Origin of the sequence: Marivirga harenae, from assembly GCF_030534335.1 — a bacterium.
Lineage (GTDB): Bacteria > Bacteroidota > Bacteroidia > Cytophagales > Cyclobacteriaceae > Marivirga > Marivirga harenae.
Window position 1 is genome coordinate 2,065,970 of record NZ_CP130565.1, and the last position, 26,386, is coordinate 2,092,355.

18 protein-coding genes are annotated in these 26,386 nt (G+C 36.1%); 11 read left to right on the forward strand and 7 right to left on the reverse strand.

Features of this window, described 5'->3' with window-relative positions; genetic code table 11:
• Positions 1 to 40 precede the first annotated feature (40 nt).
• The 3 genes from Q3Y49_RS08860 to ruvC all read left to right on the forward strand — a co-directional run bounded on the left by Q3Y49_RS08860 (position 41) and on the right by ruvC (position 5,115).
• Complete coding sequence (locus Q3Y49_RS08860) at positions 41 to 1,417, forward strand: amidohydrolase family protein (RefSeq protein ID WP_303271955.1); 1,377 nt, start codon at positions 41 to 43, stop codon at positions 1,415 to 1,417.
• Between the two features lie 93 nt (positions 1,418 to 1,510).
• Positions 1,511 to 4,321 (forward strand): DNA polymerase I, encoded by a 2,811-nt coding sequence (gene polA, locus Q3Y49_RS08865; RefSeq protein WP_303271956.1) that lies wholly within the window; start codon positions 1,511 to 1,513, stop codon positions 4,319 to 4,321.
• Positions 4,322 to 4,566: 245 nt separating this feature from the next.
• Positions 4,567 to 5,115: a crossover junction endodeoxyribonuclease RuvC gene (ruvC, locus tag Q3Y49_RS08870; RefSeq protein ID WP_303271958.1), complete on the forward strand. Its 549-nt coding sequence runs from the start codon at positions 4,567 to 4,569 to the stop codon at positions 5,113 to 5,115.
• Positions 5,116 to 5,673: 558 nt separating this feature from the next.
• Here the strand turns inward: ruvC and Q3Y49_RS08875 are convergent.
• The 4 genes from Q3Y49_RS08875 to Q3Y49_RS08890 all read right to left on the reverse strand — a co-directional run bounded on the left by Q3Y49_RS08875 (position 5,674) and on the right by Q3Y49_RS08890 (position 10,693).
• A complete protein-coding gene (locus Q3Y49_RS08875; RefSeq protein WP_303271959.1) occupies positions 5,674 to 6,780 on the reverse strand; it encodes an AI-2E family transporter in 1,107 nt (368 codons plus the stop codon).
• A 10-nt stretch (positions 6,781 to 6,790) separates the two neighbouring features.
• A complete protein-coding gene (locus Q3Y49_RS08880) occupies positions 6,791 to 7,846 on the reverse strand; it encodes a glycoside hydrolase family 113 (protein WP_303271960.1) in 1,056 nt (351 codons plus the stop codon).
• Positions 7,821 to 9,506 (reverse strand): hypothetical protein, encoded by a 1,686-nt coding sequence (locus Q3Y49_RS08885; RefSeq protein WP_303271961.1) that lies wholly within the window; start codon positions 9,504 to 9,506, stop codon positions 7,821 to 7,823. Before Q3Y49_RS08885 ends, Q3Y49_RS08880 begins: the two co-directional genes overlap by 26 nt.
• Before the next feature lie 146 nt (positions 9,507 to 9,652).
• The gene (locus tag Q3Y49_RS08890) at positions 9,653 to 10,693 is read right to left on the reverse strand and encodes an AI-2E family transporter (protein ID WP_303271962.1); all 1,041 of its coding nucleotides are present in this window, start codon (positions 10,691 to 10,693) and stop codon (positions 9,653 to 9,655) included.
• A 98-nt stretch (positions 10,694 to 10,791) separates the two neighbouring features.
• On the opposite strand from Q3Y49_RS08890, the gene Q3Y49_RS08895 reads away from it, so the two are divergent.
• From Q3Y49_RS08895 to Q3Y49_RS08915, 5 genes are all read left to right on the forward strand, one after another.
• Positions 10,792 to 11,697 carry an aldo/keto reductase gene (locus Q3Y49_RS08895; protein WP_303271963.1) on the forward strand — a complete coding sequence of 302 codons (906 nt, stop codon included), beginning with the start codon at positions 10,792 to 10,794 and terminating at the stop codon, positions 11,695 to 11,697.
• A gap of 223 nt (positions 11,698 to 11,920) precedes the next feature.
• The gene (gene mnmE / locus Q3Y49_RS08900) at positions 11,921 to 13,294 is read left to right on the forward strand and encodes a tRNA uridine-5-carboxymethylaminomethyl(34) synthesis GTPase MnmE (protein ID WP_303271964.1); all 1,374 of its coding nucleotides are present in this window, start codon (positions 11,921 to 11,923) and stop codon (positions 13,292 to 13,294) included.
• 174 nt (positions 13,295 to 13,468) lie between these two features.
• Complete coding sequence (locus Q3Y49_RS08905; RefSeq protein WP_303271965.1) at positions 13,469 to 14,185, forward strand: hypothetical protein; 717 nt, start codon at positions 13,469 to 13,471, stop codon at positions 14,183 to 14,185.
• Positions 14,182 to 14,889, forward strand: a complete 708-nt coding sequence (locus Q3Y49_RS08910) for a hypothetical protein (RefSeq protein WP_303271966.1) — start codon at positions 14,182 to 14,184, stop codon at positions 14,887 to 14,889. Before Q3Y49_RS08905 ends, Q3Y49_RS08910 begins: the two co-directional genes overlap by 4 nt.
• Positions 14,886 to 15,470: a hypothetical protein gene (locus tag Q3Y49_RS08915; protein WP_303271967.1), complete on the forward strand. Its 585-nt coding sequence runs from the start codon at positions 14,886 to 14,888 to the stop codon at positions 15,468 to 15,470. The genes Q3Y49_RS08910 and Q3Y49_RS08915 overlap by 4 nt, the downstream gene beginning before the upstream one ends.
• A 93-nt stretch (positions 15,471 to 15,563) precedes the next feature.
• Here the strand turns inward: Q3Y49_RS08915 and Q3Y49_RS08920 are convergent, their stop codons facing one another.
• Complete coding sequence (locus tag Q3Y49_RS08920; RefSeq protein ID WP_303271968.1) at positions 15,564 to 16,412, reverse strand: agmatine deiminase family protein; 849 nt, start codon at positions 16,410 to 16,412, stop codon at positions 15,564 to 15,566.
• 238 nt (positions 16,413 to 16,650) lie between these two features.
• On the reverse strand, positions 16,651 to 16,920 hold the full coding sequence (locus tag Q3Y49_RS08925) for a hypothetical protein (RefSeq protein ID WP_303271969.1): 270 nt from the start codon (positions 16,918 to 16,920) through the stop codon (positions 16,651 to 16,653).
• A gap of 126 nt (positions 16,921 to 17,046) precedes the next feature.
• On the opposite strand from Q3Y49_RS08925, the gene Q3Y49_RS08930 reads away from it, so the two are divergent.
• The 3 genes from Q3Y49_RS08930 (at position 17,047) to Q3Y49_RS08940 (ending at position 22,791) form a co-directional block, all read left to right on the forward strand.
• The gene (locus Q3Y49_RS08930; protein WP_303271970.1) at positions 17,047 to 18,417 is read left to right on the forward strand and encodes an MATE family efflux transporter; all 1,371 of its coding nucleotides are present in this window, start codon (positions 17,047 to 17,049) and stop codon (positions 18,415 to 18,417) included.
• Positions 18,418 to 18,677: 260 nt separating this feature from the next.
• The gene (locus tag Q3Y49_RS08935; RefSeq protein ID WP_303271971.1) at positions 18,678 to 20,894 is read left to right on the forward strand and encodes a S9 family peptidase; all 2,217 of its coding nucleotides are present in this window, start codon (positions 18,678 to 18,680) and stop codon (positions 20,892 to 20,894) included.
• Positions 20,895 to 21,255: 361 nt separating this feature from the next.
• Positions 21,256 to 22,791 (forward strand): fasciclin domain-containing protein, encoded by a 1,536-nt coding sequence (locus tag Q3Y49_RS08940; RefSeq protein WP_303271972.1) that lies wholly within the window; start codon positions 21,256 to 21,258, stop codon positions 22,789 to 22,791.
• 591 nt (positions 22,792 to 23,382) lie between these two features.
• On the opposite strand, the gene Q3Y49_RS08945 is transcribed toward Q3Y49_RS08940, so the two are convergent.
• The gene (locus tag Q3Y49_RS08945) at positions 23,383 to 26,343 is read right to left on the reverse strand and encodes a TonB-dependent receptor (RefSeq protein WP_303271973.1); all 2,961 of its coding nucleotides are present in this window, start codon (positions 26,341 to 26,343) and stop codon (positions 23,383 to 23,385) included.
• Positions 26,344 to 26,386: the final 43 nt, after the last annotated feature.

A 26,386-nucleotide genomic window follows, 5' to 3' on the forward strand; every position in this document is an offset into this window, starting at 1 on the left:
CCACATCTTAGATCAATTCCATTATATTTAAGGAAAAAACATGAAGCCAATCCACATAGTGTTCCTATCACTACTAAGTATCATTTTAATTGCATCTTGTACTTCTAATAAGCAAATATCAGTTGATTTGATACTGATGAATGCTTCCATTGTGGATGTACAAAACGATAAAATCATTGAAAATCAATATGTCACTATCAAAGGGGATTCGATATTTTCCGTGGGATCGATGCTAGAGAAAGCTAATTATAATTTTAAAGAATCTATTGATATAAGTGGACAATATTTAATGCCTGGTTTATGGGATAATCATGTGCATTTTAGGGGAGGAGAGGATTTAATAGATGAAAATAAGGAGCTTTTGAGCTTATTTTCAAAGTTTGGAATTACTACTGTGAGAGATGCTGGTGGAGATATTACACCTTCCGTACTTCAGTGGAGAGCCCAAATTAAGGAGAAAGAGTTGATTGGCCCTTACATTTTTACTTCTGGGCCAAAGTTAGATGGCCCAAAACCAGCTTGGGAAGGTTCTATCATAATTGAAAATCATACAGATATTCAAAATGCCTTAGATTCTTTAGAATCAATTGGAGTAGATTATGTAAAAATTTATGATGGAAGTTTATCAAAGGAAAATTTTTATGCCATTATTGAAGCAACAGAAAAAAGAAGCATGAAAGTAATCGGGCACATGCCGATGTCTGCTGATTTCCAAAAGGCAGTTTCTTTGGGTATGGATGGAAGCGAGCATATGTATTACATCATGAAAGCGTGTTCTCCTAAAGCCGATAGCCTGACCCAATTGGGATTGGGTTATGGTATGATGGAAACCATTACAGATACCTATGATGAGCAAATGGCATATGAGTTATTTGCTGAATTGGCTCAAAAGCAAGTCTATATCACGCCTACCTTATACATCGGGAAAGTCCTTTCTAATTTAGCAGATGAAAATCACAGCACTGATACATTATTAAGTGAAATAGGAGTGGGCATACAAAAAACCTATGAAGGAAGAATAAAGTCTGCAAAAAGAGCTAAATCATCGGGTAGTCAAATGAGAGAAAAAGTCTCATCTTTGGCCAAGAATATGATTAGCCCAATGTTTGATGCTGGAGTCCCTATTTTAGCTGGCTCAGACTGTGGGCCATTTAATTCTTTCGTCTATCCTGGAGAAGCGCTTTGGGGGGAATTGTTTAGCTTGGTAGACGCTGGACTCACCCCGGCTGAGGCTTTGCAAACTTCCCTGATCCATGGACCGGCTTTTATGGATTTGCAAAAGGAATATGGAAGTGTAGAAAAGGGGAAAGTAGCGGATTTACTCATCTTAGATAAAAATCCTTTAGAAGATCTTCAAAATATGAGGAGTTTAGATAGGGTAATCTTAAAAGGAGATTTTACTGATAAAGGGAATTAATTATAACTTTAAAGGAATTGTTTGTTTGTCATTCCTTTTCGGTCAACAATTTTCTAACTTTAAAATCTGTTTTAACTCCGAAATTATTATCAAATGAGCAATACACCTGAATCAGATAAAAAGTTATTTCTTCTAGATGCAATGGCACTTATTTATCGTGCTCACTTTGCCTTTAGTAAAACGCCAAGAATAAATTCCAAGGGGATGAATACTGGTGCGGCTCTAGGATTCACCAATAGCTTACTAGAGATTCTAAAAAAAGAAAAGCCTACGCATATAGGTGTAGCATTTGATACCTCCGCTCCAACATTTAGACATGAGGAATTTCCCGCTTACAAAGCGCAAAGAGAAGAACAGCCAGAAGATATTCGGGTAGCTATTCCCTATGTGAAAAAAATTGTAGAGGCTTTTAATATCCCTGTTTTAATTCTTGATGGCTATGAAGCTGATGACATCATTGGTACCATTGCAAAGCAAGCTGGTGAGGACGGATTCAAAGTGTATATGATGACGCCTGATAAGGATTATGCGCAAATGGTAACTGAAAATGTCTTTCTGTATAAGCCTGCATTTATGGGTAATGGAGTGGATGTTTTGGGAATTGAGGAAGTTAAAAAGAAATTTGATATTGATAGAGTTGAGCAAGTAATTGATATTTTAGGATTACAAGGTGATGCGGTAGATAACATCCCTGGAATCCCAGGAGTTGGGGCTAAAACAGCAGTCAAATTTCTTAAACAGTATGGTTCAGTGGAAGGTCTTTTGGAACACACAGATGAATTAAAAGGGAAAATGAAAGAAAAGGTGGAAGCTAATAAAGAACAAGCTTTGCTTTCTAAAAAATTAGCCACGATCAAAATAGATGTTCCACTAGAATATGAACCTGCAAAATTAGCGCTAGAGGAACCTAATGAAGAGACTTTAAAGGAATTGTTTGAAGAGCTTGAATTTAGGACCTTAATGAAACGGGTTTTGGGAGAGGAACCAGCAACAGCTGCAAAATCTTCCACTAAAGTGGATCCCGCTCAAATGTCTATGTTCACGGATACCCCGGAGGAGGCTGCTCAGAAAGATGAGGAACCAGAAGAAAGAAGGACGATAACTAATACGGTTCATCACTATCATTTGATTGATACCCCCGAGTTAAGAGAAGACTTAATCACCTATCTATCAATACAGGATGAGTTTTGTTTTGACACAGAAACAACAGATTTGGAACCGACTGATGCAGAATTGGTTGGGCTTGCTTTCTCGTACGTAGCTGGAGAAGCGTATTATGTCCCTTTTCCTGCTGATCAAAAAGAAGCTCAAAAAATAGCGGATGAGTTTAAGGAAGTACTTGAAAATGAAGGCATCATTAAAATTGGGCAAAATTTAAAATATGACATTCAAGTAATGCGTAATTACGGGATTAGAGTGAAGGGAAAGATGTTCGACACCATGTTGGCGCATTATCTTTTGGATCCTGAAACTCGTCACAATATGGATGTGATGGCGGAGAATTATTTGAATTACAGTCCTGTTTCCATAACTGAATTGATTGGCAAAAAAGGAGTAAAGCAAGGGAATATGCGAGATGTGCCTATTACCGATGTTGTGGAATATGCTGGCGAAGATGCCGATATAACTTTGCAGTTGAAGCACATATTAGAAAAAGAGATAAAAGAAAATAATCTAGAAAATCTCTTACATGAGGTGGAAGAGCCGCTTTCTTACGTACTCGCGGAGATGGAATATGAAGGGGTGAAAATTGATAAAGAGGCGCTGGCTAAAATGTCAAAAGAGTTGGAAACGGCAGCCTTGGAAGCCCAAGAAAAAATATTTGAATTAGCAGGACAAGAATTTAATATAGCTTCACCAAAGCAATTAGGGGAGATCCTTTTCGATAAAATGAAATTGGTAGACAAACCCAAGAAAACCAAAACAGGTCAATATGCGACTGGAGAAGAAATATTATCAAAATTGGCCAATGAACATGAAATTGCTGATAAGATTTTGGAATTTAGGGAATATCAGAAATTGAAATCTACATATGTGGATGCATTACCGAAATTGATCAGCAAAAAAGATGGCAGGGTACATACAGATTATCGTCAGGCTGTTGCTGCTACTGGTCGATTGAGTTCTAATAACCCAAATCTGCAAAACATCCCGATTCGAACTGAAAAAGGACGGTTAATCAGGAAGGCATTTGTTCCAAGGGATGAAAACTATCAATTGATGGCAGCAGATTATTCGCAAATAGAATTACGAATTATGGCAGCATTTTCTAAAGATGAAGCCATGATGGAAGCCTTTAAAAGTGGAAGAGATATTCATGCCACCACTGCGGCCAAAGTCTTTGGTGTAGATCTGGATGCTGTTGATCCCAGCATGAGAAGAAAGGCAAAGGAAGTAAACTTTGGAATTATTTATGGAATTTCTGCTTTTGGACTGGCACAAAACCTAAATATTTCAAGAACCGAGGCTTCGGATATTATCAAAGCATACTTTAAGGAATTCCCCCTTGTTCATGATTATATGGAGAAAGTTAAAGAAGAGGCCAGGAAAAATGAGTATGTCACTACTATTTTGGGTAGAAAAAGATGGTTAAGAGATATAAATTCCAGGAATCAGACCGTCAGAGGATTTGCTGAAAGAAATGCCATCAATGCGCCAATTCAGGGAAGTGCAGCCGATATGATTAAAATCGCAATGATCAATATTCATAAATGGATGGAAAAGGAGAATCTAAAATCAAAAATGATTATGCAGGTACATGATGAATTGATTTTTGATGCTCATAAAGATGAAGTTGAGAAGTTAAAAGATAAAGTAGTTGACCTCATGAAAAATGCGATGGAGTTGGATGTTCCTATGGAAATAGGGGTTGGAATTGCCGATAATTGGAGTGAAGCACATTAATGAAAAGTTGGAAGAAGGAAGTTAGAAGATGGAGGAGGGGTAATTAGGTTGTCATCGCAAATCAGATTGTAATTTGTTCAGTAAAAAATTCTACAGATTTAAAATCAGATATTTAGAGGCTTTGAAAATAATAGTTGCTTACTTTATTCTAAACTTTTTATCTCCAACTTGAAGAAAATCAGCTGAATATTTAATTCAAAAAAAAGTCTAGGTTCTAAAGTCTAGGATCTAGATTCTAAAAAAAAATGCCAAAAGACAAAATCATATTAGGGCTTGATCCCGGAACTTCGGTTATGGGATATGGGGTAATCCAGATCAGTGGTAACCAAATGACCATGTTGCAATATGGAGTTATTCACCTTTCTAAATATGCCAATCACGAAATCAAACTCCGCAAGATTTTTGATCGAGTAAGCAGTCTGATTGAAGATTACACTCCTGATGAAGTTGCGTTGGAGGCGCCCTTTTATGGCAAGAATATACAATCTATGTTGAAATTAGGTCGCGCCCAAGGAGTGGCCATGGCAGCAGCCTTACGGCTCGATTTACCTATTTCAGAGTATGCACCTAAAAAAGTAAAACAATCAGTTACTGGTAATGGAAACGCCTCCAAAGAACAGGTGGCAGAAATGCTGAAGACTTTATTAGGCATCAAAGAAATCCCGAAGCTTTTGGATGCTACTGATGCTTTAGGAGTAGCAGTTTGTCATCATTTCCAAGGTGGAAAAACGGCTAGTGGGCCCAAAAGCTGGAAGGCCTTTATTAATGATAATCCCAGTAGGGTTAAGAAGTAAGTGAAAGTGTTGAGGTGTTGATGTGTAAAAGAGTTTAGCCCGTCTAGGTGCCATTCTGTAAGCATAATTAATTGCTCTTATATTTTCTATCTTCCTCGCTGGAACACCTTAGTTAGTCCAATTATTGAGTTATTTTAAAGTAATATTAAAAATTCAATGTACGAGCTTAAAAGAAGGATAAAATATGTTCGAATTAATTGTCAATTATATTGACAACTAACACGCCCACTTTAGCATAAAGCGGAAAAGAGGGTTGGAGGGTAAAATAGCGGGCAGGCGATGGCTAGTGTGGGCAGTAGCATCATTTTACCTAGATTTTTTTCACACTTTTTCATCAATGGAAAAAGTATGAAAGAAAAGGTAGCATTAAAGCTTAGTAATTTACTCTTTTTGCCAAAATTAGTATACTGGGCCACTCAAAAAAAGAAGAAATAATGCTTTCATAATGTTTGAAGCCATTTTGGAAATTTACGGAGGAAAACGGATGTGAAAGTATTGAGGTCTTAGTGTTTAAAAGTATTAAGTCCGTTTCTGAATTTAATTATTCTTTGAGCATAATTAATTACTCTTAAACTTCTCTTTTAATCTCTTATATAGACCCTTTTTATGACCATCCCCATCCTGGAAATTAGCATTTCCTATCAATAAGGCTAAGGGTTGTAAGGGTTCGTACTCTTCGCAAATCACTTTTAGCATGGCAGCAAAAGGAAGGAATAGTACCATACCGGCAACGCCCCAAATGGATGCCCCGATTATCAAACTTAGAATAGCAGCAAATGCATTTACATTCACGCTATTGCCTACTATCTTTGGACTCAAAAAATTACTCTCTATTAATTGAACAGCCCAAAAAAGAATGGCAACTGCTAAAGGTATGAAAAGAGAATCATGCGACATAAATGCATATAGAACAGGAATAGTAGCACCTAAAGTAGTTCCTATGTACGGAATAATGGAAAGTGAGGCAGCCAAAAAACCAAAGAGGAATGGACTGTCAATTCCAATTATCCATAGGCCAATACTATTTGCAAAACCTAAAATTACTATTAGAATTAACATGCCAGACAGATATTTTTGCCCTACTTGCTGAATTTCCTTCAGCATATTAAAAAATTGCTTTTTCTGCTCAGCAGGTGAGAATTTCATAAAGGCTCTAACCAAACCTTTATGATAAATCAGGAATAGAAACATATAGATAAACATAGTAATCATTCCTGTAAAGAAATTGGCCGTACTATTGAAGGTGCCACCTAGAAGGCTTCCTGCGGAATCTTTAAACCAGGATTTCAAATCCTTTAGCAGTTGATCTTTTTCTAAATCATCAACCAAACTGATATTCTTATTTACAAACACGATCAGATCAGTCGAAAGGGTAGTAAGTTTCTTTCCGAAATTGCTGATCTCGTCTGATAATGCAATGATCTCTGCTGAAAAGAAGGTAATTCCTCCTCCTATGATGATGATTAATAATAGTATAGATAAAAATGCTGCTAATATATTGCCTATTCCCCATTTCATAAACTTTTTATGAACAGGAAATAATATAAATGCCAAGAGCAATGCAATGCCGAGAGGAATTAAAATCGACTTTGCCAACACTAAAAATGCGATTAAAAGTGCAATAAATGCAAGCGTAAAAAATGCGTTTTGAAATGATACTTTCATTATACTTTATTTAAAAATGCCGGTTAAATTCGTTTTCAATTGATTTTAATGCTGGCTTTGATTGGGGTGTATAGGCTTTGAAAGATCGATTACTATTTTTAAAGCTATGTAAGTGCCATTTCCATATAAAACCACCTTGCCACCATTTTTCGCTATTAAAAGATTCGTATAGTGCCTCAAAGGCAATCCTCTGATTTTCAAAATTAATATTTAAGCTATCTTTAGACAACATCCAATGTCCCATTGTATTGTAATCAATACTCTCATATCCATACTCTGTGAATATAATAGGTTTATTGAATTTTTTAGACACCTTTTCTATTTCTTCTTTAGGTTGGAGCCATGCACTAATAAGTTGCTCTTTAGTAGGTTTCTTTTCAGTGCTTAAAGGAAAATAGGCATCAATACCGACTAAATCCAATTGGTCCCAAAACTGTATGTTTTCATATTCATCCCAATTGGCTGCATAGGTTAACTTTCCCTTGTAGTTCTTTCGGCATTTTAATATTAGTTCAAGCCAAAAATCATTTCTAGACTGGGTAGATTTTCTGATTTCAGTACCAATACAAAATATTTCCACATTCATTGAATCCGCTATTTCAATATAAGCTTCTATGTAAAGCGAATATTGCTCCTCAAATAGATGCCAGAGGCTGTCCGATTCAAACTCCAAGTCCCCGGCCCAACCTTGTCCACCGACCCAAAGGTGGGGTTTCAGCATTATTTTTAATCCCATTGATCTTGCCATCTGGATGGTTTCTATCACTCCTTCAGGTTTTTCTCCCCACCATTGCCTAGCATGATCAAAATTAATTTCACCGGTCTTAGCATTGCAAAAAGCGTAAGGCACAATTGCGACCCAATTAGTACCAATTGCCTTTATTTTTTGAAGGGAATCAATTGGAAATGCTTGTGGAGGTGCAACCAAATTAAAGCCATTAATTCTTTGAACCTTGTTAGTTTCCTCAGCAGGAAAAAAGTACGAATTGCTGAATAATGCAATAGCAGCAAGTCCAATTAATAAGAATATGAATTTCCATTTATTCACTTTCATCCTCCTTTCCAAAACCTATTTTTTGCCAAAGGCTTCCATCGTCTTCTTCTTGCTCCAATTTTTCAATTCTTGCTGGTTTATCCATTCCAATGGTAGATTGAAAGCCCGAAACCAAACTGTTAGACCAATAGCTGAACATAGACTTACGCGTATCTCTTGAAAATTGAATTCTTCCAACTCTAAATTTACCGTTTTTTCTGGGGTTTTCTTGAGAAAGTGCAACATTAGCTAACCAGCTTAAAGCCTTGTCTCCTTTCTCTTCATCATTTAGTATTTTGTTAAACTCAATTTTCAAATCCGAATACTTGAGTTGCATTTCTCCAAGAACTGCCTGATTACCTCCGGAATAAGTAAAATACAATTCATCTACTTTTCCCGTAGCAATTTCTACTGGAGTAGATTTCGCTATGTATTGATTGATTGCGCTTATAGACATGGGCTCTAAACTCCCGGCCACTTTAAAATAGCCATAGCTAGAATTGAGGTCATATCTTATATCAGCCGTAAGCTTGCCTTGATCGTAAAGGTTTCCATTTGCTTTAATCACCAACTCTTTGCCATATCGCTCAATGCTATCCGTTCTGTTCGTGATATTTGAAATTTCACCTTTAATATTTGTTATACTAACTGATCCCGTTTTTTGACTTCCACTTGGTATTTCAAAATAGCTTAGGTTCATATTTTCTACAATACACTTTCTAACGTCAATTGATATTTTGCTGTCCTTTAAAACCTCTATCAAAATGGGTACAAAGCGATCATCTGGAAGTGGATAGTTTTTGTCTTTAGTAACTTTCAGTTTAATATTGTTTGTAAAAATAGTTTTGGCACTGAACATACTGTCTCCTTGCCATTTCATGGAATTTAACCGTATGCTGTCTAAATATATGTCAATATGATTGGCTTGGTCTCCTTTTAGTTCAGCAAATTTTTCAGGAGAATAAATGGGGCGAAAATGAGCGGCATTTATAGTAATATCTTGCTTAAATAAATTAAAGGCTAGCTTCTTTATCTCTACTTTATGAAGTTTATCCTGCAAGTAGTAGCTCATATTGTGAAATTCTAAGAATATGTCTTTTGCGACATCTTGAAACTGCTCTGGTATTTCCCCTTTCTTAAATTTAAGTGCTTGAGCAAATAAATTGTATTCAGTCTTCACTCTTCCCGACTTGCTGTTTTGCTCATCATAAAATAATATTTCACCTCCTTCCACAATAAGTTCTGTAATTTCTAATTCAAATCTACCTTCAAATGAGGGGCGAGAAGCTTTTGTTCTTTTAATTTTATCGAAGTCAAAAGGGAGTAGCAGCTTTGCTTTTTTGAGTTCTAATGTATTGAATTTAAAAAATTGATTGTTAAAGGTTTCGCTATATTTATTCCAGGATAAGTTTAGGTTTGGAAGTTCTAGACTAGCTAAAGTATCTTTTTTATCATTAACTATGTTGATTTTAACATTTTCTAAGTTGATATTTTTAGCCAAAATCCGAAACCTCATGTCTTCAATTTGAAAATGTACAGAATCTTCAAAGTAATGATTGAGTTCGGTATGAATGGAGTTAACCACAAAAGCCTCAATTTTTAATTCCTTGAGTAATTGCCAAGCGATGAAAAGAAAAAGAGTGATGGATATAAGTATAATACCAGTTCTTTTAAGTGCTTTCTTTTTGGACATTCTAATAATTGATGTTGAAATAGTTTAACCCAAAATACGAAAAATTTCTTTTGCATTTACTTCAATACCAAAAAGGGCGTGGTTTCTTTACTAAATAGTGATTTTAGCTGGATTCTAAAAACCAATATCCTAATGCAGTACAAAAATCAAGACATCAACTTCGCGAATTTCTTACCACCTTGAAATTCATTCAATATAGTTTTGAAAAGGACCGTTAATGGAATGGATAAAATCAAACCGGGAACACCCCAAATAAATCCCCAAAACATTAACATAACCAATACCACAATAATATTGATCGAGAAAGATTTCCCCATAAAAATAGGTTCTAATACGGCTCCAAATAAAACTTGAGCTCCAGTAAAAAGAATAGCAGCCAAAAGTAGGGTGCCAGGACTTTCAATTTCAATAAAGGCAAAAATCATCACCAATACAGTGGAAATAACAGAACCCACCATTTGCACGAAATTGATCACAAAGGCTAATAGTCCCCAGAATAGCGGAAAGCTAATACCTAGAGACCAAGCAATGACTCCAAAAGCAATACCGGTTAATAGGCTGACAAATATTTTAACTTTCAAGAAATCAGAAACGCTGCGTTCTACTTTCATAAAAGTCTTAACCGATTGGGTTCCACCAGTAAATAAGGTACTTTGTAAAATATCTTTAAAGTTGAGAGAACCCGCTAATAGCAACATTAGAAAGAAAAGTGTCATCAGGATATTGACCACTGTGCTTTGTATAAAAGAAATAGTGATGGTAAAATTATCTAAAATAAAGCTCTCTATTTTATCACTTTTTAATAAACCTTTTATAGTACTTTCCCCATTGGAAGGGTCAAGTCCTAAAGTTTCAGCAAATGGCGTCACTACCTGCTCCACCTTGTTGTCTAATTTTCTGAATATTTCTGATTTACCTTCTTCTATTTGCTTCCCGGACATTTGAACAATTTTAAAACCCGAAAAGCCAGTCAATGCCAAAATCAGGATTACCGTCCCCAGTGCGATAAATTGGGGGACCTTTCTTTTTTTCATCCAACGCATCATAGGGGTAAATAATAATGCAATGAAAATGGCAAACATTAGAGGGATGAATATAAATGATAATAACTGCAGGCTGTAAAATATTACAGGTATTACTAGTACTAGTAAAAGTTTGTTAGTGGTGGATTGATCGTGCAATTTCATAGTGAAAGTAATATACGTGCAAGCTAACGAAGAAGATTAATATAGGATATGTGAAATTGAAATAATTGCGTAAATTTTGAAAATATTTTAATACGACTATGCGACAAACAAGCTCAAAACGAAAAGCAATAGAATTTTCTCCTTATTTAGTTGGGACCATGCGTTTAGGCAAATGGGGCGAAAATTTTAATACTAAACAATGGTTAGAGTTTATTGAGAAATCTCTGGCATTAGGGTTAAAGGATTTTGACCATGCTGACATTTATGGTGACTATACTACTGAGGCAGATTTTGGGAAAGTATTAAAAGAAAATCCTCATTTGCGAAATGAAATGCAAATTACCACCAAATGTGGAATAAGAATGCCAGCTGAAAAACGGCCAAAAAATAAGATGAAGACTTATGATTCTGGCGATAAATATATCCTTCAGTCTGTAGAAAACTCGCTTCGGAATCTGCACACTGATTATATTGACGTTTTATTATTGCACCGTCCTGATTTTTTGATGAACCCCAACGAAATAGCTGAAACTTTCGAGAAATTAAGGGATGATGGAAAGGTGAGATTTTTTGGTGTTTCTAATTTTACGACTTCCCAATTTGAAATGATTAATTCAGTTTTTCCTTTGATCACTCATCAAATAGAAGCTTCAATAAGTCATCTCAATCCATTTGAAGATGGGACGTTGGATCAATTGTTGGTGAAAAATATTCGCCCCACTGTTTGGTCTCCGTTAGGTGGAGGAAATTTAAAGCAAAAAGAAAATTATAAACTTAATCAAGAGTTGGATAAGGTATTCGGTATTTTGTGCGAGAAATATGAAGTGAATACTGCACAGTTGATGTTGCTTTTTCTGAAAAAGCATCCTTCCGGTATCATACCAGTATTGGGCACTTCAAAACCAGAAAGATTGGAAGAAGCCTTGGAGATTGATTCAAAAAATATGGAGAAAGAAGATTGGTATGCATTATATTCAGCAACAAAAGGAGAGGAATTGCCTTAATTTTTAGGACTTAAAATGAAGATGGGAGTACTAAGTCAGAACAATAAAAAAGCTTTAACTAGCCTTTAGGTCATTCCCGAGAATAAATCAATCTTAACTTTTTTTTTGCAAACGAATAATCCAATAACTCAAACAATTAAAATCACTGACAGGTTTAAACCATTAGCGAAGTATAATCAGAATATCCGTTTTATAATCGCCAATAATTGATGAAATTTGCAAAATGTTAGATCAGCTGAAGGAAACCATTATTGCATTATCCACAGCACCGGGAGTAGGTGCTATTGCCGTTATCCGTTTATCCGGTGAAGAAGCGATTTCCATAACTAATACCGTTTTCAGAGGAAAAAATCTGTTGAATCAAAAAAGCCATACAGCTCATTTTGGTACCATTCGAAATGATGAAGGCGAAATCATAGATGAAGTGGTAGCTACTTTATTCGTAGCACCTCATTCTTTCACAAAAGAGAATGTAGTAGAGATTTCCTGTCATGGTTCGCCTTACATTGTGCAAAGACTGATCAAATTATTCCTGACGAAAGGAGTTCGATTAGCAAAAGCAGGAGAATTTACTCAAAGAGCCTTTTTGAATGGACAGTTTGACTTAGCTCAAGCCGAAGCCGTGGCCGATTTAATCAATGCCGATACAGAAGCCTCACATAAAGCAGCGCTGAATCAAATGCGTGGCGGGTTTTCAGAGCAAATAAAACAATTGCGTGCTGAATTGATCCATTTTGCAAGTATGATCGAGCTGGAGCTTGATTTTGGTGAAGAAGATGTGGAGTTTGCCGATAGAGACGATTTGAAAAAGCTGGTCAATCAATTGTTGAGCGTCATTACCGCTTTAGTCAGCAGTTTTGATTTGGGGAATGTGATTAAAAATGGAGTGCCTACGGTAATTGCAGGAAAACCTAACACAGGGAAATCTACTCTTCTCAATGCACTTCTCAATGAAGAAAAAGCTATTGTTTCTGATATAGCAGGGACTACCCGAGACTTCATAGAAGATGAAATCAATTTAGAGGGTGTTGTGTTTCGCTTTATTGATACTGCAGGGTTACGAGATACCGAAGATAAAGTAGAGGCTATTGGGGTGCAGCGAACCAAAGATAAAATGAAGCAGGCTTCCTTGATCATTTATATGTTTGATTTGAAAAATGATAGCTTAACAGAAGTCAATCGCGACATCAACATGCTCGAAAATCTAGGGATTCCCTTTATAAAAGTAGGGAATAAATTGGATGAAGCACAGCAAGACCTTTACAGTGAAATGAAAAAAGATAAAAACACCCTTTTTATCTCAGCAATCAATAAGGAAGGCCTAGAGGCATTAAAAACCAAGTTAGTGGAAACTGTCAATCTTGATAATTTCAAAACAGGCGATACGGTAGTTACCAATATTCGTCACTATGATAATCTGGTTCAAACCCAAAACAGCTTAAATGCTGTATTGAGAGGATTGGATGATAATATTACAGGCGACTTTTTAGCCTTAGACATCCGGCATTCTTTGAGATTCTTAGGCGAGATCACTGGGGAAATTACAACGGATGATTTGCTGGCAAATATTTTCAGTAAGTTTTGTATTGGGAAGTAAATTACCATCAATTCCTTATAATTAATACCATTTTTTTTGACATGTTTTTCTATCCTAGCTTCTATCAAATATAATGGTGAAGAAAAATAGGGGTTTCATTATATTCATAATTTAAGTAAGAAAGACTTTTGTTTTATTGTTCTGGAAATTTACTTTTATGATAATTTAAAAAGTATGTACAAATTCCTTTTACCCCTCTGTTTGTTGATTGTTAGCTGTAAAGATTTAAATGACTTTGAACCTTATTTCAACAAAAATGCTGGAAATCCCCAAATTCTGTCTATGGATCCGATTGGTCTAGGGGAAGGCGCAGATTTTGGTGGCTGTTTCCTTGCTGCTGACTTTATAAAGCTTTATGAAACTGCTTTGAATCAAAATGTTTCATTGCAAAATATGGAATATGAGATTTTGATAGACGGTTTTTTTTATAGTGGCGGATCTGTCAATTACTACAATAGAGAATTAGACTGTATTACCAATATTTCCGGTCAATTTGTAGGCATGCATGAAGTTACAATCGGACTCTGGGAAAATGAGGAAGCTTGGAATGGCAATGAAAATGTACTGGCTTCCTTTTTCGGTTATCGAGAATATTCCACCTACTTTCAACAGGATCTAAATTTTGCGGAACGAGGCTTAGGTGACGTTGAGATTAGAAATCAGAGTCTGCAAAATGGTGTTCTCACTTTATCATTTGCCGTTATTGGCGGAGAGGCTCCCTCTGTGTTTAAATTCTCAAATCGTTTTGGCTCTAATAAAGAGTGGGAGTCTTACTATTTTGGAAAGACAGATATTATATCTTTAGAATGGGATGCAGAGAGATCTAGAATTTTTGAAATGGAATATTCGAATAGACATCAAACTAAATCAGTTACAGTGTATCTACAATGAAAAAAATCCTCATATATATAGTATTAACGGCACTTTTCCTTTCACAAAGTTTTGCGCAAATTAGCTTTCTTCCCGAACCGCGATTAGACGTGAACTTCCAGACAGGGATTATGATAGTGAACCCTGATAAAGCTAGCTTTCTGTACAGAAGCGATTTACTGTTGAAAGATCGACTTGATTTTGATGGACAAAAGGAGTTTGGACCCTCTCCCTACGTTGGTTTTGAAATTCTTTATCCATCATCTGACAAAGTGTCTATTGGAATTGATTTCAATTATGTAAAATCAACTGCTTTTGCACGCTATCGCGATGGATTTGGAAATTATGATCTTTCAGTATACGTTAATTACATATCCTATAAGTTTATACCTAGATTTAATTTTTTCGAGAATAAAAGACTTACATTATTCGCGCAACCAGGGATTGGAGCTGGTCTTGTTAGAGAAAAGGTAGAAGAAGAAGTTACTAAAAGTAGTTTTTTTCTGTCCTATCAAGATGATGGAAAATATTCCAGAGATCGCTTAAGAACACTCTTTGGATTAGTTGTCAGCGCCAAAGCGGGAGCAAGCATGCAGTTTGATCGATTGAATTTTAACTCAAAAGTGGGATACGAGATTTCTAGTAATTTTGAAGGGGATAACAACCGGTCGTTCATTTCAGGTGTAATTATTAATTTTGGAATCGGATATAACGTAGTGAAATGAAAAATATATTTCTTTTTATTCTTTTTTTGTTGCCTCTGGAAAGTTTAGCCCAAGATATAATTGTATTAAAGAATGACTCTAAAATTAAATGCAATGTTACAGAAGTGAATCAAACGGCAGTAAATTATACTAAAATAGAAGAGCAAAGGCCAACTTATACAGTGCTGACCTCTAATGTAAGTTATATTCAATTTAATTCAGGTAGGATTGATTCACTTAATGAATACCGTATGCTAAATGATGAGAAATTGATAAATCTTGCAGAGTCAGATTCTTTGGATGCCTATTCTATGGGCTTGAGTGATGGTTTTAAATCTTATGATGCAGGATCTTTGCAAGGAGCTACAGCAATTACTACTTTTCTTTTACCCCCAGTTGGATTAGCCACTACTATTGTGAGCAGCGGTATCCCTCCTAGAGTTGACCATTTGATGCAAAAGAACTATAGCAATAAATATTATAAGAAAGGCTTCCAAGATGGTTCAATGCTTAAAAAGCGTAAAAAGGCTTGGAAAGGTTTTGGTACTGGTTTTGGTGTGCTAATTGGAGTAGCGGTGATTTTAGGCTTAAGTGCGGGCTAGGGATCTTGACTCAGCTCAATATCAAATAGTTAATTAAAACTTGGTGATGGAAAGGCGATCGAGAGAGGGTCATTCATCAAAGGAAAAGTGAAGCTACTGTTTTAAACACCAACTAATACAATTCATCAATCCACCATCTCTTCCAACGGCATCAATATTGATAGGAATGATTTGTCGATTAGGGAAAGTTTTTTTCATAATACTTAATGCCTCATCATTCTTTTGATCAAGATGATCAAAAATTGGAAATAGAATAATATTAGCGATTTCAAGAAAATTAACATAGTTACCTATTGCTGAATAATGGTTATTGGACTTATCTTCAAAAAAAGGAAGGTCAATATAGTTGAAGTGATGTTTTTCAAGCATTTTCTCTATGCTTTCCCTGATGGGTTTTGATTCATCCTTTAGTCGATTTCCGATCAATGTATTCTCATTTACAAATCGCAGCATCCCATCTGCATGACCTGTCATATCATCCCTTTCTTTATGGGCTTTTACAATAATCACTTGGGTTTGTAGATCTTCAGCAATTCTTTCAAACAACAACTCTTGATCATTTTTATAGATGTGATTTTCTGTCACCACTCGATCAGTTATGATGACCTTATCCTTCCATTTTACAATATTTCCTCCATCCAAATTGATGTTGTGTTTAGAGAAGTCAGCCCTTAGCTTATTGGCTTTTAAAACAGCAGAAGGCTCTGTCCATTTGGATCTTACTTCATAACTAGGCTGGTAACGAAATTTCACCAATCGTTTTTCTGCAGTTTGGATCGGCATATAATCACGAGCCCATTCGTCTTTTGTACCTTTTAAAAGGTTTACTTTAATGTAATCAAAAGGAGCCAATGCTTCCGATATGTGCTGGTACTCTTCTGGAAAATTATCCTGAAGCTTTTTGGAAAAATAGACAGTATTGCATTCGGAATCTATGATCATAAATCTAAATAAACCAAAAGCAACTGCAAAAACTAATTATAAAATCTAAATTAATAGAAGTATCTGTTTTTGTTTTCAAGCGAAATATTTTTAATGAGATTGCCGTTGATTGCTTTTATGCAAAGGCGTCAAAACGGTCTTTTTTGTCATTTCTTCTATGAAAAATTAACTTTGGCACTATGTCTTGCCAAAGGGAAATTCAGCTTCTGGCCAACTAATTGAGTTCCTATTTAATTTTTCAGGAGTTTTTGTTCGGGTTATGGTTTAACCCACTTTCATTCCTCCAACCATAGGGATTCGCATCTGCTGTAGTAATTTCGGAGTTTATTTTCTCTTCTGCTGGATCTTGGGTATAGATCATTGCTCCTGTGCTCCATTTCAATAGTTTCACTTTATCTATCAATTCATCATCATTCCCATGGAACAATTGGTCTGCTAGGTTTTTTCTGTCTTCTGCACTGCAATTAACTGTTGTACCATCTTTATAAAATACCTCGTATTCTCTCATAGTCTTTATTTTAAATAACTGCTTGGGTAGGTAATTGTTGGAAACTTTAATGCGATTGTGTAGGGTTACCCCCGATAAATCTTTAAGGTAATAAACTCGTGATTAGGAAATACCGTATCTTTGAAGATGGCAAAATCCAGGAAATACACAGAAGGTAAGATATTGAATTCCTTGGTGAGCTTGGCTTTTCCTATCATCATGGCCAATGTACTTCAGACTGCCTATCAACTAATAGATACTTTTTGGTTGGGGCGATTAGGTGCTAATGCAGTTGCGGCTGTGAGTTTAAGTTTCCCCATTCTATTTTTGGTGCTTTCACTAGGAGGAGGATTGACATTGGCAGGGACTGTAATGGTATCACAACATAAGGGTGCTGAAAATCAAGTTAAGGTAAACTATGCTTCTTCTCAGACCGTAATTGTTATATTTTTCATTTCTATTTTATTGGCATTGGTTGGTTATTTTTCGGCAGAACCGCTCATGAAAATAGTGGGTGCGGGTCCTGAAATTTTAAGAGATTCTATCAGCTACTTTGAAGTGTCCTCCTTTGGCTTCGTTTTCTTATTTATGTTCTTCGTTTTTCAGTCTTTGATGCGCGGCATTGGTAATGTTTATTTGCCGATGTTCATCATTTTAGGAACTGTGCTACTGAATCTGGTTCTAGATCCGCTATTTATTTTTGGTTGGGGGCCGATTGAAGGAAACGGAGTAGCAGGGGCTGCCATTGCTAGTGTTTTTACGCAAGGTATTTCTGCAGTAGTGGGTTTATTTATTCTATTTCGGGGGAAAATGGGAATCAAAATAAAGTTTATCCATATGAAATGGGATTTTTTATGGGTCAAAAAGCTTTTCGAATTAGGTATTCCCTCAAGTTTAGATCAATCGAGCCGGGCTGCAGGAATGACTTTTATGATTATGCTGGTAACAAGTTTTGGCAGTGAAGTAGTGGCAGCTTATGGAGTGGGTGCTAGGATCTTGAGTTTGGTTGTAGTGCCTGCTTTGGGCTTTGCTATTGCAACCACGAGTTTAGTAGGCCAAAATATAGGAGCCAATAAAATTAAAAGAGCCGAGAAAATTGGTGATTTAAGTAATAAGATTGGCTTTTGGGGCTTGACGGCTATCGGATTATTACTATTTATTTTTGCGGAGCCAATAACTGCTTTCTTCATTCCAAACGATCCCACAGTAATAAAGAATGGTGCCTTATTTATCAAAATAATGGCACCAAGTTTCGGATTGTTAGGAGTTCAGCAAATTTTGAATGGTGTTTTCAATGGAGCAGGATTTACCCAGGCCTCCATGCTAATTTCCATATTTAGTTTATGGATTGTCCGCTTTCCTGTTGCTTTTATGCTTTCTAATAAAACTACTCTAGGGTTTGAGGGAATTTGGTGGTCTTTCCCAATTTCTAATTTCTTGGCCGCTATCTTAGCTTTTGCTTATTATAAAATGGGCTATTGGAAAATGAGGGTGATTAAGAAACGACATGAACTGTGAGCCAGTTAACACTAGATGGAAAACAAAAAACAAAAAACAAAAATGTAATTTGATCAATAATTTATTAAAAAAATGTCTTTTGTCTAATGAAAAAACCATCTGCTTTTTATTGTTAACAGTCAATTTAGCAAATGTAGGGGGAGACGGCTTCAGATTTTCTTGAATCACTTTAAAACTTAATCACTCCTAAACATCAATACCTATTTTCCCATTCCTTTTTATTAAATTCAGGCGCATTTATAATCAAAGAATATATAATTATGATACAGAAACGATTTTCGCAGTTTTTTAGCTTGCTTTTGTTGCTTTGGTGCTTTGTAGCTCAGGCACAGGAAAAGCAAACATTTACAAGCTTTCAAGAAGCTATGGCTGGGCTTAGGCCTCTTGGAGGGAATTCTGGCCCAAGCAATATAAATTGGATTGATGATGGTGAGGCCTACTCATTTACTGAAAGGGGAGAAAATGGTGCTCAATTAATTAAATCATATAATCCCAAAAAGGATGAGCAGAAACTGATTTTTTCTACTGAAGGTCTAAAAGTGCCTGGCTCTGAAGACCCATTTCAATACGTTTCTTTTCAATGGTCTGATGATTCCAAATATTTACTGTTTCAGACGAATTTTCGTCCTGTTTGGAGAAGATCTGGCATATCAGATTATTACTATTATTCCATCGAAGATAAAACCTTGGATTTAGTAGCTAAAGATGCACAAACAGCGGAGTTATCTCCAAATGGAAAAAAGGTAGGATATGAAAGAGGCGGAAATCTATTTGTGTTCGATTTGGCTGAAAAACAAGAAACTCAATTGACTAATGATGCCGAAGATGGTTTTTACAATGGTCGATTCGGATGGGCTTATGAAGAGGAATTTGGACTAGCACAAGCTTGGGAGTGGTCCCCTGACAGTGAGTACATTGCATTCTGGCAATCAGATGAAAGAGATGTTCCAATTTTTCAAATGACAGATTACCAAGGAACGCATAAAGAATGGGTAGAATTGCCGTATCCGCAGGTAGGGGATACTAATCCCACCGTAAGGATTGGCGTGATTAATGTATCGGAAAAATCTAAAGAATGGATGCAAGTTCCTTTGGCAGAGGGTTATATTCCAAGAATATATTGGACTGCTGAAAAAGCGAAATTAGCAGTGATGCATCTTAACAGAGCGCAAACACATATGAAGTTATACATGGCTGATGGGGCTACGGGAGATGCCAAGATGATCTTGGAAGAAGAATCGGATGCTTGGATTGATGTATTCGATTTCTTTGCCGGGATTATGCATTACGCATTTTTCCCTTCTGATGCCACGGAGTTTTTCTGGATTTCCGATAAAGATGGTTATGCTCATTTATACCGATATAATTATGATGGTAAATTACAGAATCAGGTAACCACTGGTAATTGGGAAGTAGTTTATGTTCATGCTGTTGATAGCAAAAAGAAAAAAATTTATTACAGCTCAACGGAGGACTCCCCATTAGAACGTCAATTATATGTGATCAATTTTAATGGAAAAGGGAAGAAAAAATTGACAGAACAGGAAGGACGTCATAATATTGATATGGCGCCTGAGGCAACTTTTTTTATTGACCGATATTCAAATGTGAATACCCCCACTAAAGTGGATTTAAGAAATGCTTCTGGTAAATTAGTAAAGGCATTGGAAGAAAATAAAGAAGTGACCGAAGCTTTAAAGAATGTAGCTTTCGTAATGCCTGAGTTATCTAGTTTTACAAATAGTGAAGGCGATAAAATTGATATTTCGATATATAAGCCACTTGGATTTGACGCTTCTCAAAAATATCCTATGGTATTGGATGTCTATGGTGGTCCTGGGGCGCAATCAGTGTATAATCAATGGAGCGTAAGTGCTTGGCATCAATATTTGCTTCACAACGGTTATGTAGTCATCCAAGTGAACAATAGAGGGGGCGGAGGTTATGGTCGTGAATTTGAGAAAATTGTTTATAAAAACTTAGGTCATTCCGAAGCTCAGGATTTTGCAGATGCTGCGAACTTTATCGTTGACAAGGGTTATGTAGAGGCCGATAAAATTGCCATCAGAGGACATAGCTATGGAGGTTACATGAGTAGTTTCTCTATCTTAAATCATCCAAATGTTTTTAAAGTGGCTTTAGTAGGTGCGCCTGTAACGGATTGGAGACTTTATGATAGTATTTACGCAGAGCGATATATGGGATTAGAAGAGGATAATGAAGAAGGTTATATCAATTCTGCACCTACTACTTATGCTAAAAACTTAACTGGCCATATGTTCATTGCTCATAGTACCATGGATGAAAATGTACATGTTCAAAATACTTTTCAATTAGTGAAAGCCCTAGTTGATAATGGAAAGGATCATGATTTAAAGATTTTTCCTCCGGGTGCCCACGGGGTAGCCTACAATTATCCAAGCTATTTACTGTTGATGAATAACTATATTAACTATTTAGAGAGATATTTGAAGTAATCATTTTTTATCAAAACCTGTCAGGTTTCATTTATTTAAATTCTAAGTACGAAATTGAAATCAGTTTACCATTGTAAATTTTGGAAACCTGACAGGTTTAAATCTATCATAGCAAGTGAAAGTCTTTTCATTTATAATATTTCGTGAGCGCTAATAAGTCTAACTCTGACCACTTCTTATCTACGATCGAAATTTATTTTTATGATTTCCCAACTTTCTTACTGAATGTAGTGTCTAATGAGAGTGTGCAAGATATTAATTGGGTAATTTAGTCGTTATGCATAACAAATAATTGCAACAATATTTTAAGAATGAGGTTTAAATACCTATTTTCACAACTATTAAACAAATTAAAACTATTATGAAGAAGAAAAATCTATTTTTAAAATCAACTAGCAGCTTATTAGCAATGCTTTTTGTAGTAATGTCGGCTTTTATGTTCACGGCATGTGATGATGATCCTGAGCCTGAGCCAGAAGCAGAAAATTCAATATTAGAAATTGTGACTGCGAGTGAAACACACACGCAATTAGAAGCTTTTGTGAATGCAGATGATGATTTAGCAAGTGCTTTAGGTGGAAATAATTTAACGTTATTTGCTCCAAATGACGCTGCTTTTGAGAAATTAAGAGTAACTCTTGGAGTTGACGATCTTAATCAAGTTAGTCCTGCAGTGATCGGTGCTGTTTTGCGTTTTCATGCTGTAGCATCTGTAGAATTAAGAGAGTCTTTTACTGAAGATACGGAATTATCTACTTTACAAGGTGAAGCTATTACATTCAATGCGGACGCCAATATATTTACAGGGGGTTCTGATACTGATGTAGAGTTTGTTGGAGATGAGATTCTTGCAACAAATGGGGTTGTGCATGTAGTTGAAACTATCTTAGTTCCACCAACTATTTTCGCCACTATTGGTGCTAACTTAGGTAAAGTATCGCAAACGATACTTCTTGGTGCTGATTTCAGCACATTAGCAGCAGCAATCGGTAAAGCGGATACTTATGCTGCAAGTACTGAAGGGGCTCCTTTATTAACGGAAGTATTAGCTGGTGAAGATGATATTACAGTTTTTGCTCCGATTAATCAAGTTTTTGCAACTGCTGGAATTACTTTAGAGACATTTACTGCTGAACAATGGTACGGAATCATCTTAACTCATGTAGTTGCTGGTGATTTATCTGCTGAAGCAATAGGTGGAGGTTTAGCACAAGGTGATAACACACTCACTACTTTTGCTCAAACAAATGTTCAAGTTGCTCCAACCGTATTCCAAGAAAATGAAACTTTAGCTATAGGTGGTGCACCAGTTGTATCTCCTGATATTACTTCTGAAAATGGTAGAGTTCATGCAGTTGCTGGTGTAGTTTCAAGTGTTAATACTTACACTACAGTTTTGTTAGGTGGCCAAGGTAATGCCGAGGAAGGATTCTATGATGCATTCAGCAATGTACGTTATAACTTTGCTGGTGCAAGAGATGCTTCAGGGGTTCAGAGTTCTCCTGTGGATTTAGCTTACTATTTTGGTAATACTAACCAAGCAACTTTAGCTTCAATTGATTCTGATGGTTTAAATACAGTTTATGAGGCAACTAATCCTGATTTATCTATTGCAAATACATTTGGTACAAGAAATTCTACTCGATTTAGAGTAACCGATTTAGGTCCTGCTGACTTTGCTGGGGTTTTATTGAACAGTCAGTTAGAAATGGCAGCTAGTTCTGAAAATAATACTAATGTTTCAGCAGCAAATCTGCAAGAAGGAAGCGTAGTTGCATTCACTCTTGACGCTGATAGAGGTGCTTATGTAGGTTTAATCAGAGTTGTTGAAATCGATGATACAAATGGTAATGGAACTATCACAATTGAAGTGAAAGTTCAAGTTGCTGGTAACTAATAATATTTAATTTACAATTTTTAAAAAGGCCATCATTTGATGGCCTTTTTTTATGTTTAAATTTTCCGAAAATGTTATCCAACTTCTAACGGACTTTTATGAAATGTAGAAAAAGTCCAATGTCAAAAAGATTTCCTTGTAGTTTATATTGTTTTTTGTCAGGTCATGGATATTATTTTTATTCGGCAAGTCTCCTAAAAAGTAATTGGAAATATTATTAATGTTAAATAATCTATTGATTTGTCCCTTGCATAATATGATATCATCTAGATCAAAATGGTCATGGTGAGATACAAAGAACTTTTGCAAGAAAAATGAAACGGCTTATTCGAATTGATCAGATTACTTGAAGCCATAGTGTCTTTTGAATTGAATTCAACCGTAATAACCGATTTTCATGTTGCAGTATCTATGCGTCTTGGCAGTTCTGAGAGATTTGTTTAGCATCCTTTGCTGACTTTGCCAGGTTTTAATATCTGTAGTCATACAGACTTGGCATAGACTCCATAGAGTGATGCGCAGTGAATCATTGAAAATAAAAAAGGTGACCAATTCCTTGATCACCTTTTAATGCTTACATATTAATAATGTTTAGTTCATCAACTGATCGAATGTAATAGATACATAGTAGATTCCTCCAATTCTAGGTGCTCCAAAACTTTGTACGTAATACTGATTGAATAAATTCGATCCCCCAACTTTCAACATCATTTTTGAGGGTAATTTATAAGAAACCTGAGCATCAGCTGTTCCGAAGGCAGGAATTATTCCATCGCCAAAAGAAGATTCCCAGAAGAATTCTGATTGCCATCTGTAAACAATGTTAAATCCTAATTTATCCGTCAACTTTCTATTGCCAAATTTCACGTTAAACTTGTGCTCAGGAGTATTAAAACCAAAAACAAAATCATCACTTGCATTTTGAGTGTTTATTTGATTGTAATTGTAGTTCACACCCACTGTATATTTTTTTGGTAAACTATAGTTCAACTCTCCAGCAAATCCAAAGGCACTGATTTGTTCGTCTGCATTGGTATAAACCTGAAATGTGTTATCTGCTGTTCCATTTAAGAGTGTCAATGGATTAGGTGTTCCATCAGGGTTTAAGCCAGCCCGTCTCATCCTTTGCTGCACGATGAAATTATTATAGTTATTAAAATATCCCACAAAATCCATCATCAATTTGTTATCAACTACACTTTTGTAACCAATCTCAAAAGATTGCACTTGCTCAGGTGCAACCGGATCAAAATCCTCTATTGCTACCAACTGTTGCGCTGCAGAAGGAATAAAGTTTGGATCAGCTCTTTCTTGAGGAGTGGCTGCAAAGACATCAGCGGCAAAGCCATTTACAGATTCAATTGTGTATATGTTTGGATTAGTACCAATTTCATATTCCTCTAGATTTCCAGGTAAGCCGCCCAACAAACGACTTGAAATGATATCTAGATTTATATATTGTCCCTGAGTCGTAGGGTTTCGAAATCCAGTTTGGAATGAAGCTCTAACGTTATGAGTCTTATTAAACGTTAAAACTCCAGATAGTCTTGGACTAAATACAGCATTGAAATTCTCGTTTTTATCAGCTCTAATAGATCCAATCAATTTCAATTTATCGTCTAATACTCTTTTTGAAGCTTGTGCAAATCCCCCCATTTCATTAATAGTGATTGGGTTTTCAGGACTGTCTGGGAAAATTGTACCGTTTGATCGTAAGTCATATTGACGGAAACTGGCCCCTACCAATAAATCCATGAATTCAATTTGGTCGCTAAAATCGTACTGTGCTTCTGCATGATACATTCTAGTTTGGTCGTTGAACTTTGGACCATCAGGAACGGTACCTTCAGATGCCTCTTGCAAAATTCTTTGACCTTCTTCTGAATCGAAATCTACATCAAAAAAGGCCTCCGTAGTTGACCTGGCATAATTAAAAGCATTCCGTTGAATTGCTGGTGACACATCTGCAACTGAGTTGTTCTCGGGGTCAATACCTTGGTCATATAAAGAGGCCAGATAATTGTAAGCATACGTTCCGAGCCAACCTGAAACGTCTTGCGTAAAGACGCCTACAGGACTGTTAGCAACACTTAAATCTAAAACCCTTTTAGCGTAAAATTCAGTGATGTATGAATCACCTGAATTCTCTAAGGTAGCATATCCTCTCACAAACCAATTGGTTCCTTCAAATTGTATTCGGTGTTGTTGAATACCAAAATTCTGTAAGCTGTATCGTTGAGCCCCAGTATAAATACTTGTTCCATATCCAAAATTCCAAAGGTAGCTAGCTTCAATATTATCTGTCAGTCTGTAGTACAATCCCACGTTAGCTTTATAATTCTCAGCGCCATAATCAATCAATTGATGTTCCTCAAAAGGAGAAGCTGAAACCAATTGATTAGGTAAAAAGCCATTTTGAACGAAACTATTGGTAGGAACTCCTTTTCTAATTAAATTATCTCTCTGAATTTGAGAGTTATTGCTCAGCTGACCTGCTAATGTACCCCAAGCATCTGAGAGTGATAAAATAGCTAAATTGACTGCTGCTTCATCACCCATTAAGTTGGGTGCATCCTTACCAGGATTAAAATCTAGGTTATCAGGCTGTAAGCCAGCATTTCTATCAGCATCGTAGTTAGTTGCATACCAGTCTTCAGCTCTCATGTAACTTCCATTTACTTTAAATGCGAAGCGATCGTTAAACAAAGACTTTGCGTAGCGGAAAGATGCCTCATACATAGGTTGAGGTGTGCTTGGAGCTCCAGCATCAGTATCAGCGCCTACATGGTTCACGCCTGTTTTTGCGAAAAAGCTAAATCCCTGGTATTCAAAAGCAGATTTACTGGTAACTCTCATGATACCATTAAAAGCATTAGGTCCGTAAAGAGCAGATTGCGCACCTGGAATAAATTCTACACTTTCCACGTCCAATTCAGAGGGGCCATTCAAGTTACCTATTGGGAAATTCAAGGCAGGAGCCTGCGTATCCATTCCATCGGTGAGCTGAACAAATCGAGTATTACCTGTTGAGTTAAAACCCCTTGCATTTACAATCTGGAAATTAATACTACTTTGGGTTACATCAACTCCTTTTAAATAACCTATGGATTTGTAATAGTTATCTGCCGGAGTCTGCTGAATGGCAAGTACATCCATTTTCTCAATAGAAACCGGTGACTGAAGTATGCTTTCTTCCACTCTTGAGGCAGAAACCACAACTTCCTGACCCATGAGTGTTTCTTCCTTCATTGATATTTTAATGCCTGTAGAACTGTTGCTGGCATCTATGGTATATTCTTCAGTTTGATAACCCACCATACTGAATTGAAGTGTGATAGGAGTTGGAAGATTAACACTGAAATCAAAGTTTCCATCAAAGTCAGTGGTGGTTCCTAAGACTTTTCCTTTAATAACCACATTCACACCTATTAGAGGTGTTTTGGAATCGTCATCCAACACAGTTCCTGAAATTCTGGTGTTTTGTGCATTACCTTGCCATGCTATTCCTAACATCAGACATAAGAGTAAGATAGTTTTTTTGAGTAAATTCATTTCCATATAGTAAAGTTTTAAAATCATGTATCAAATTAATCAA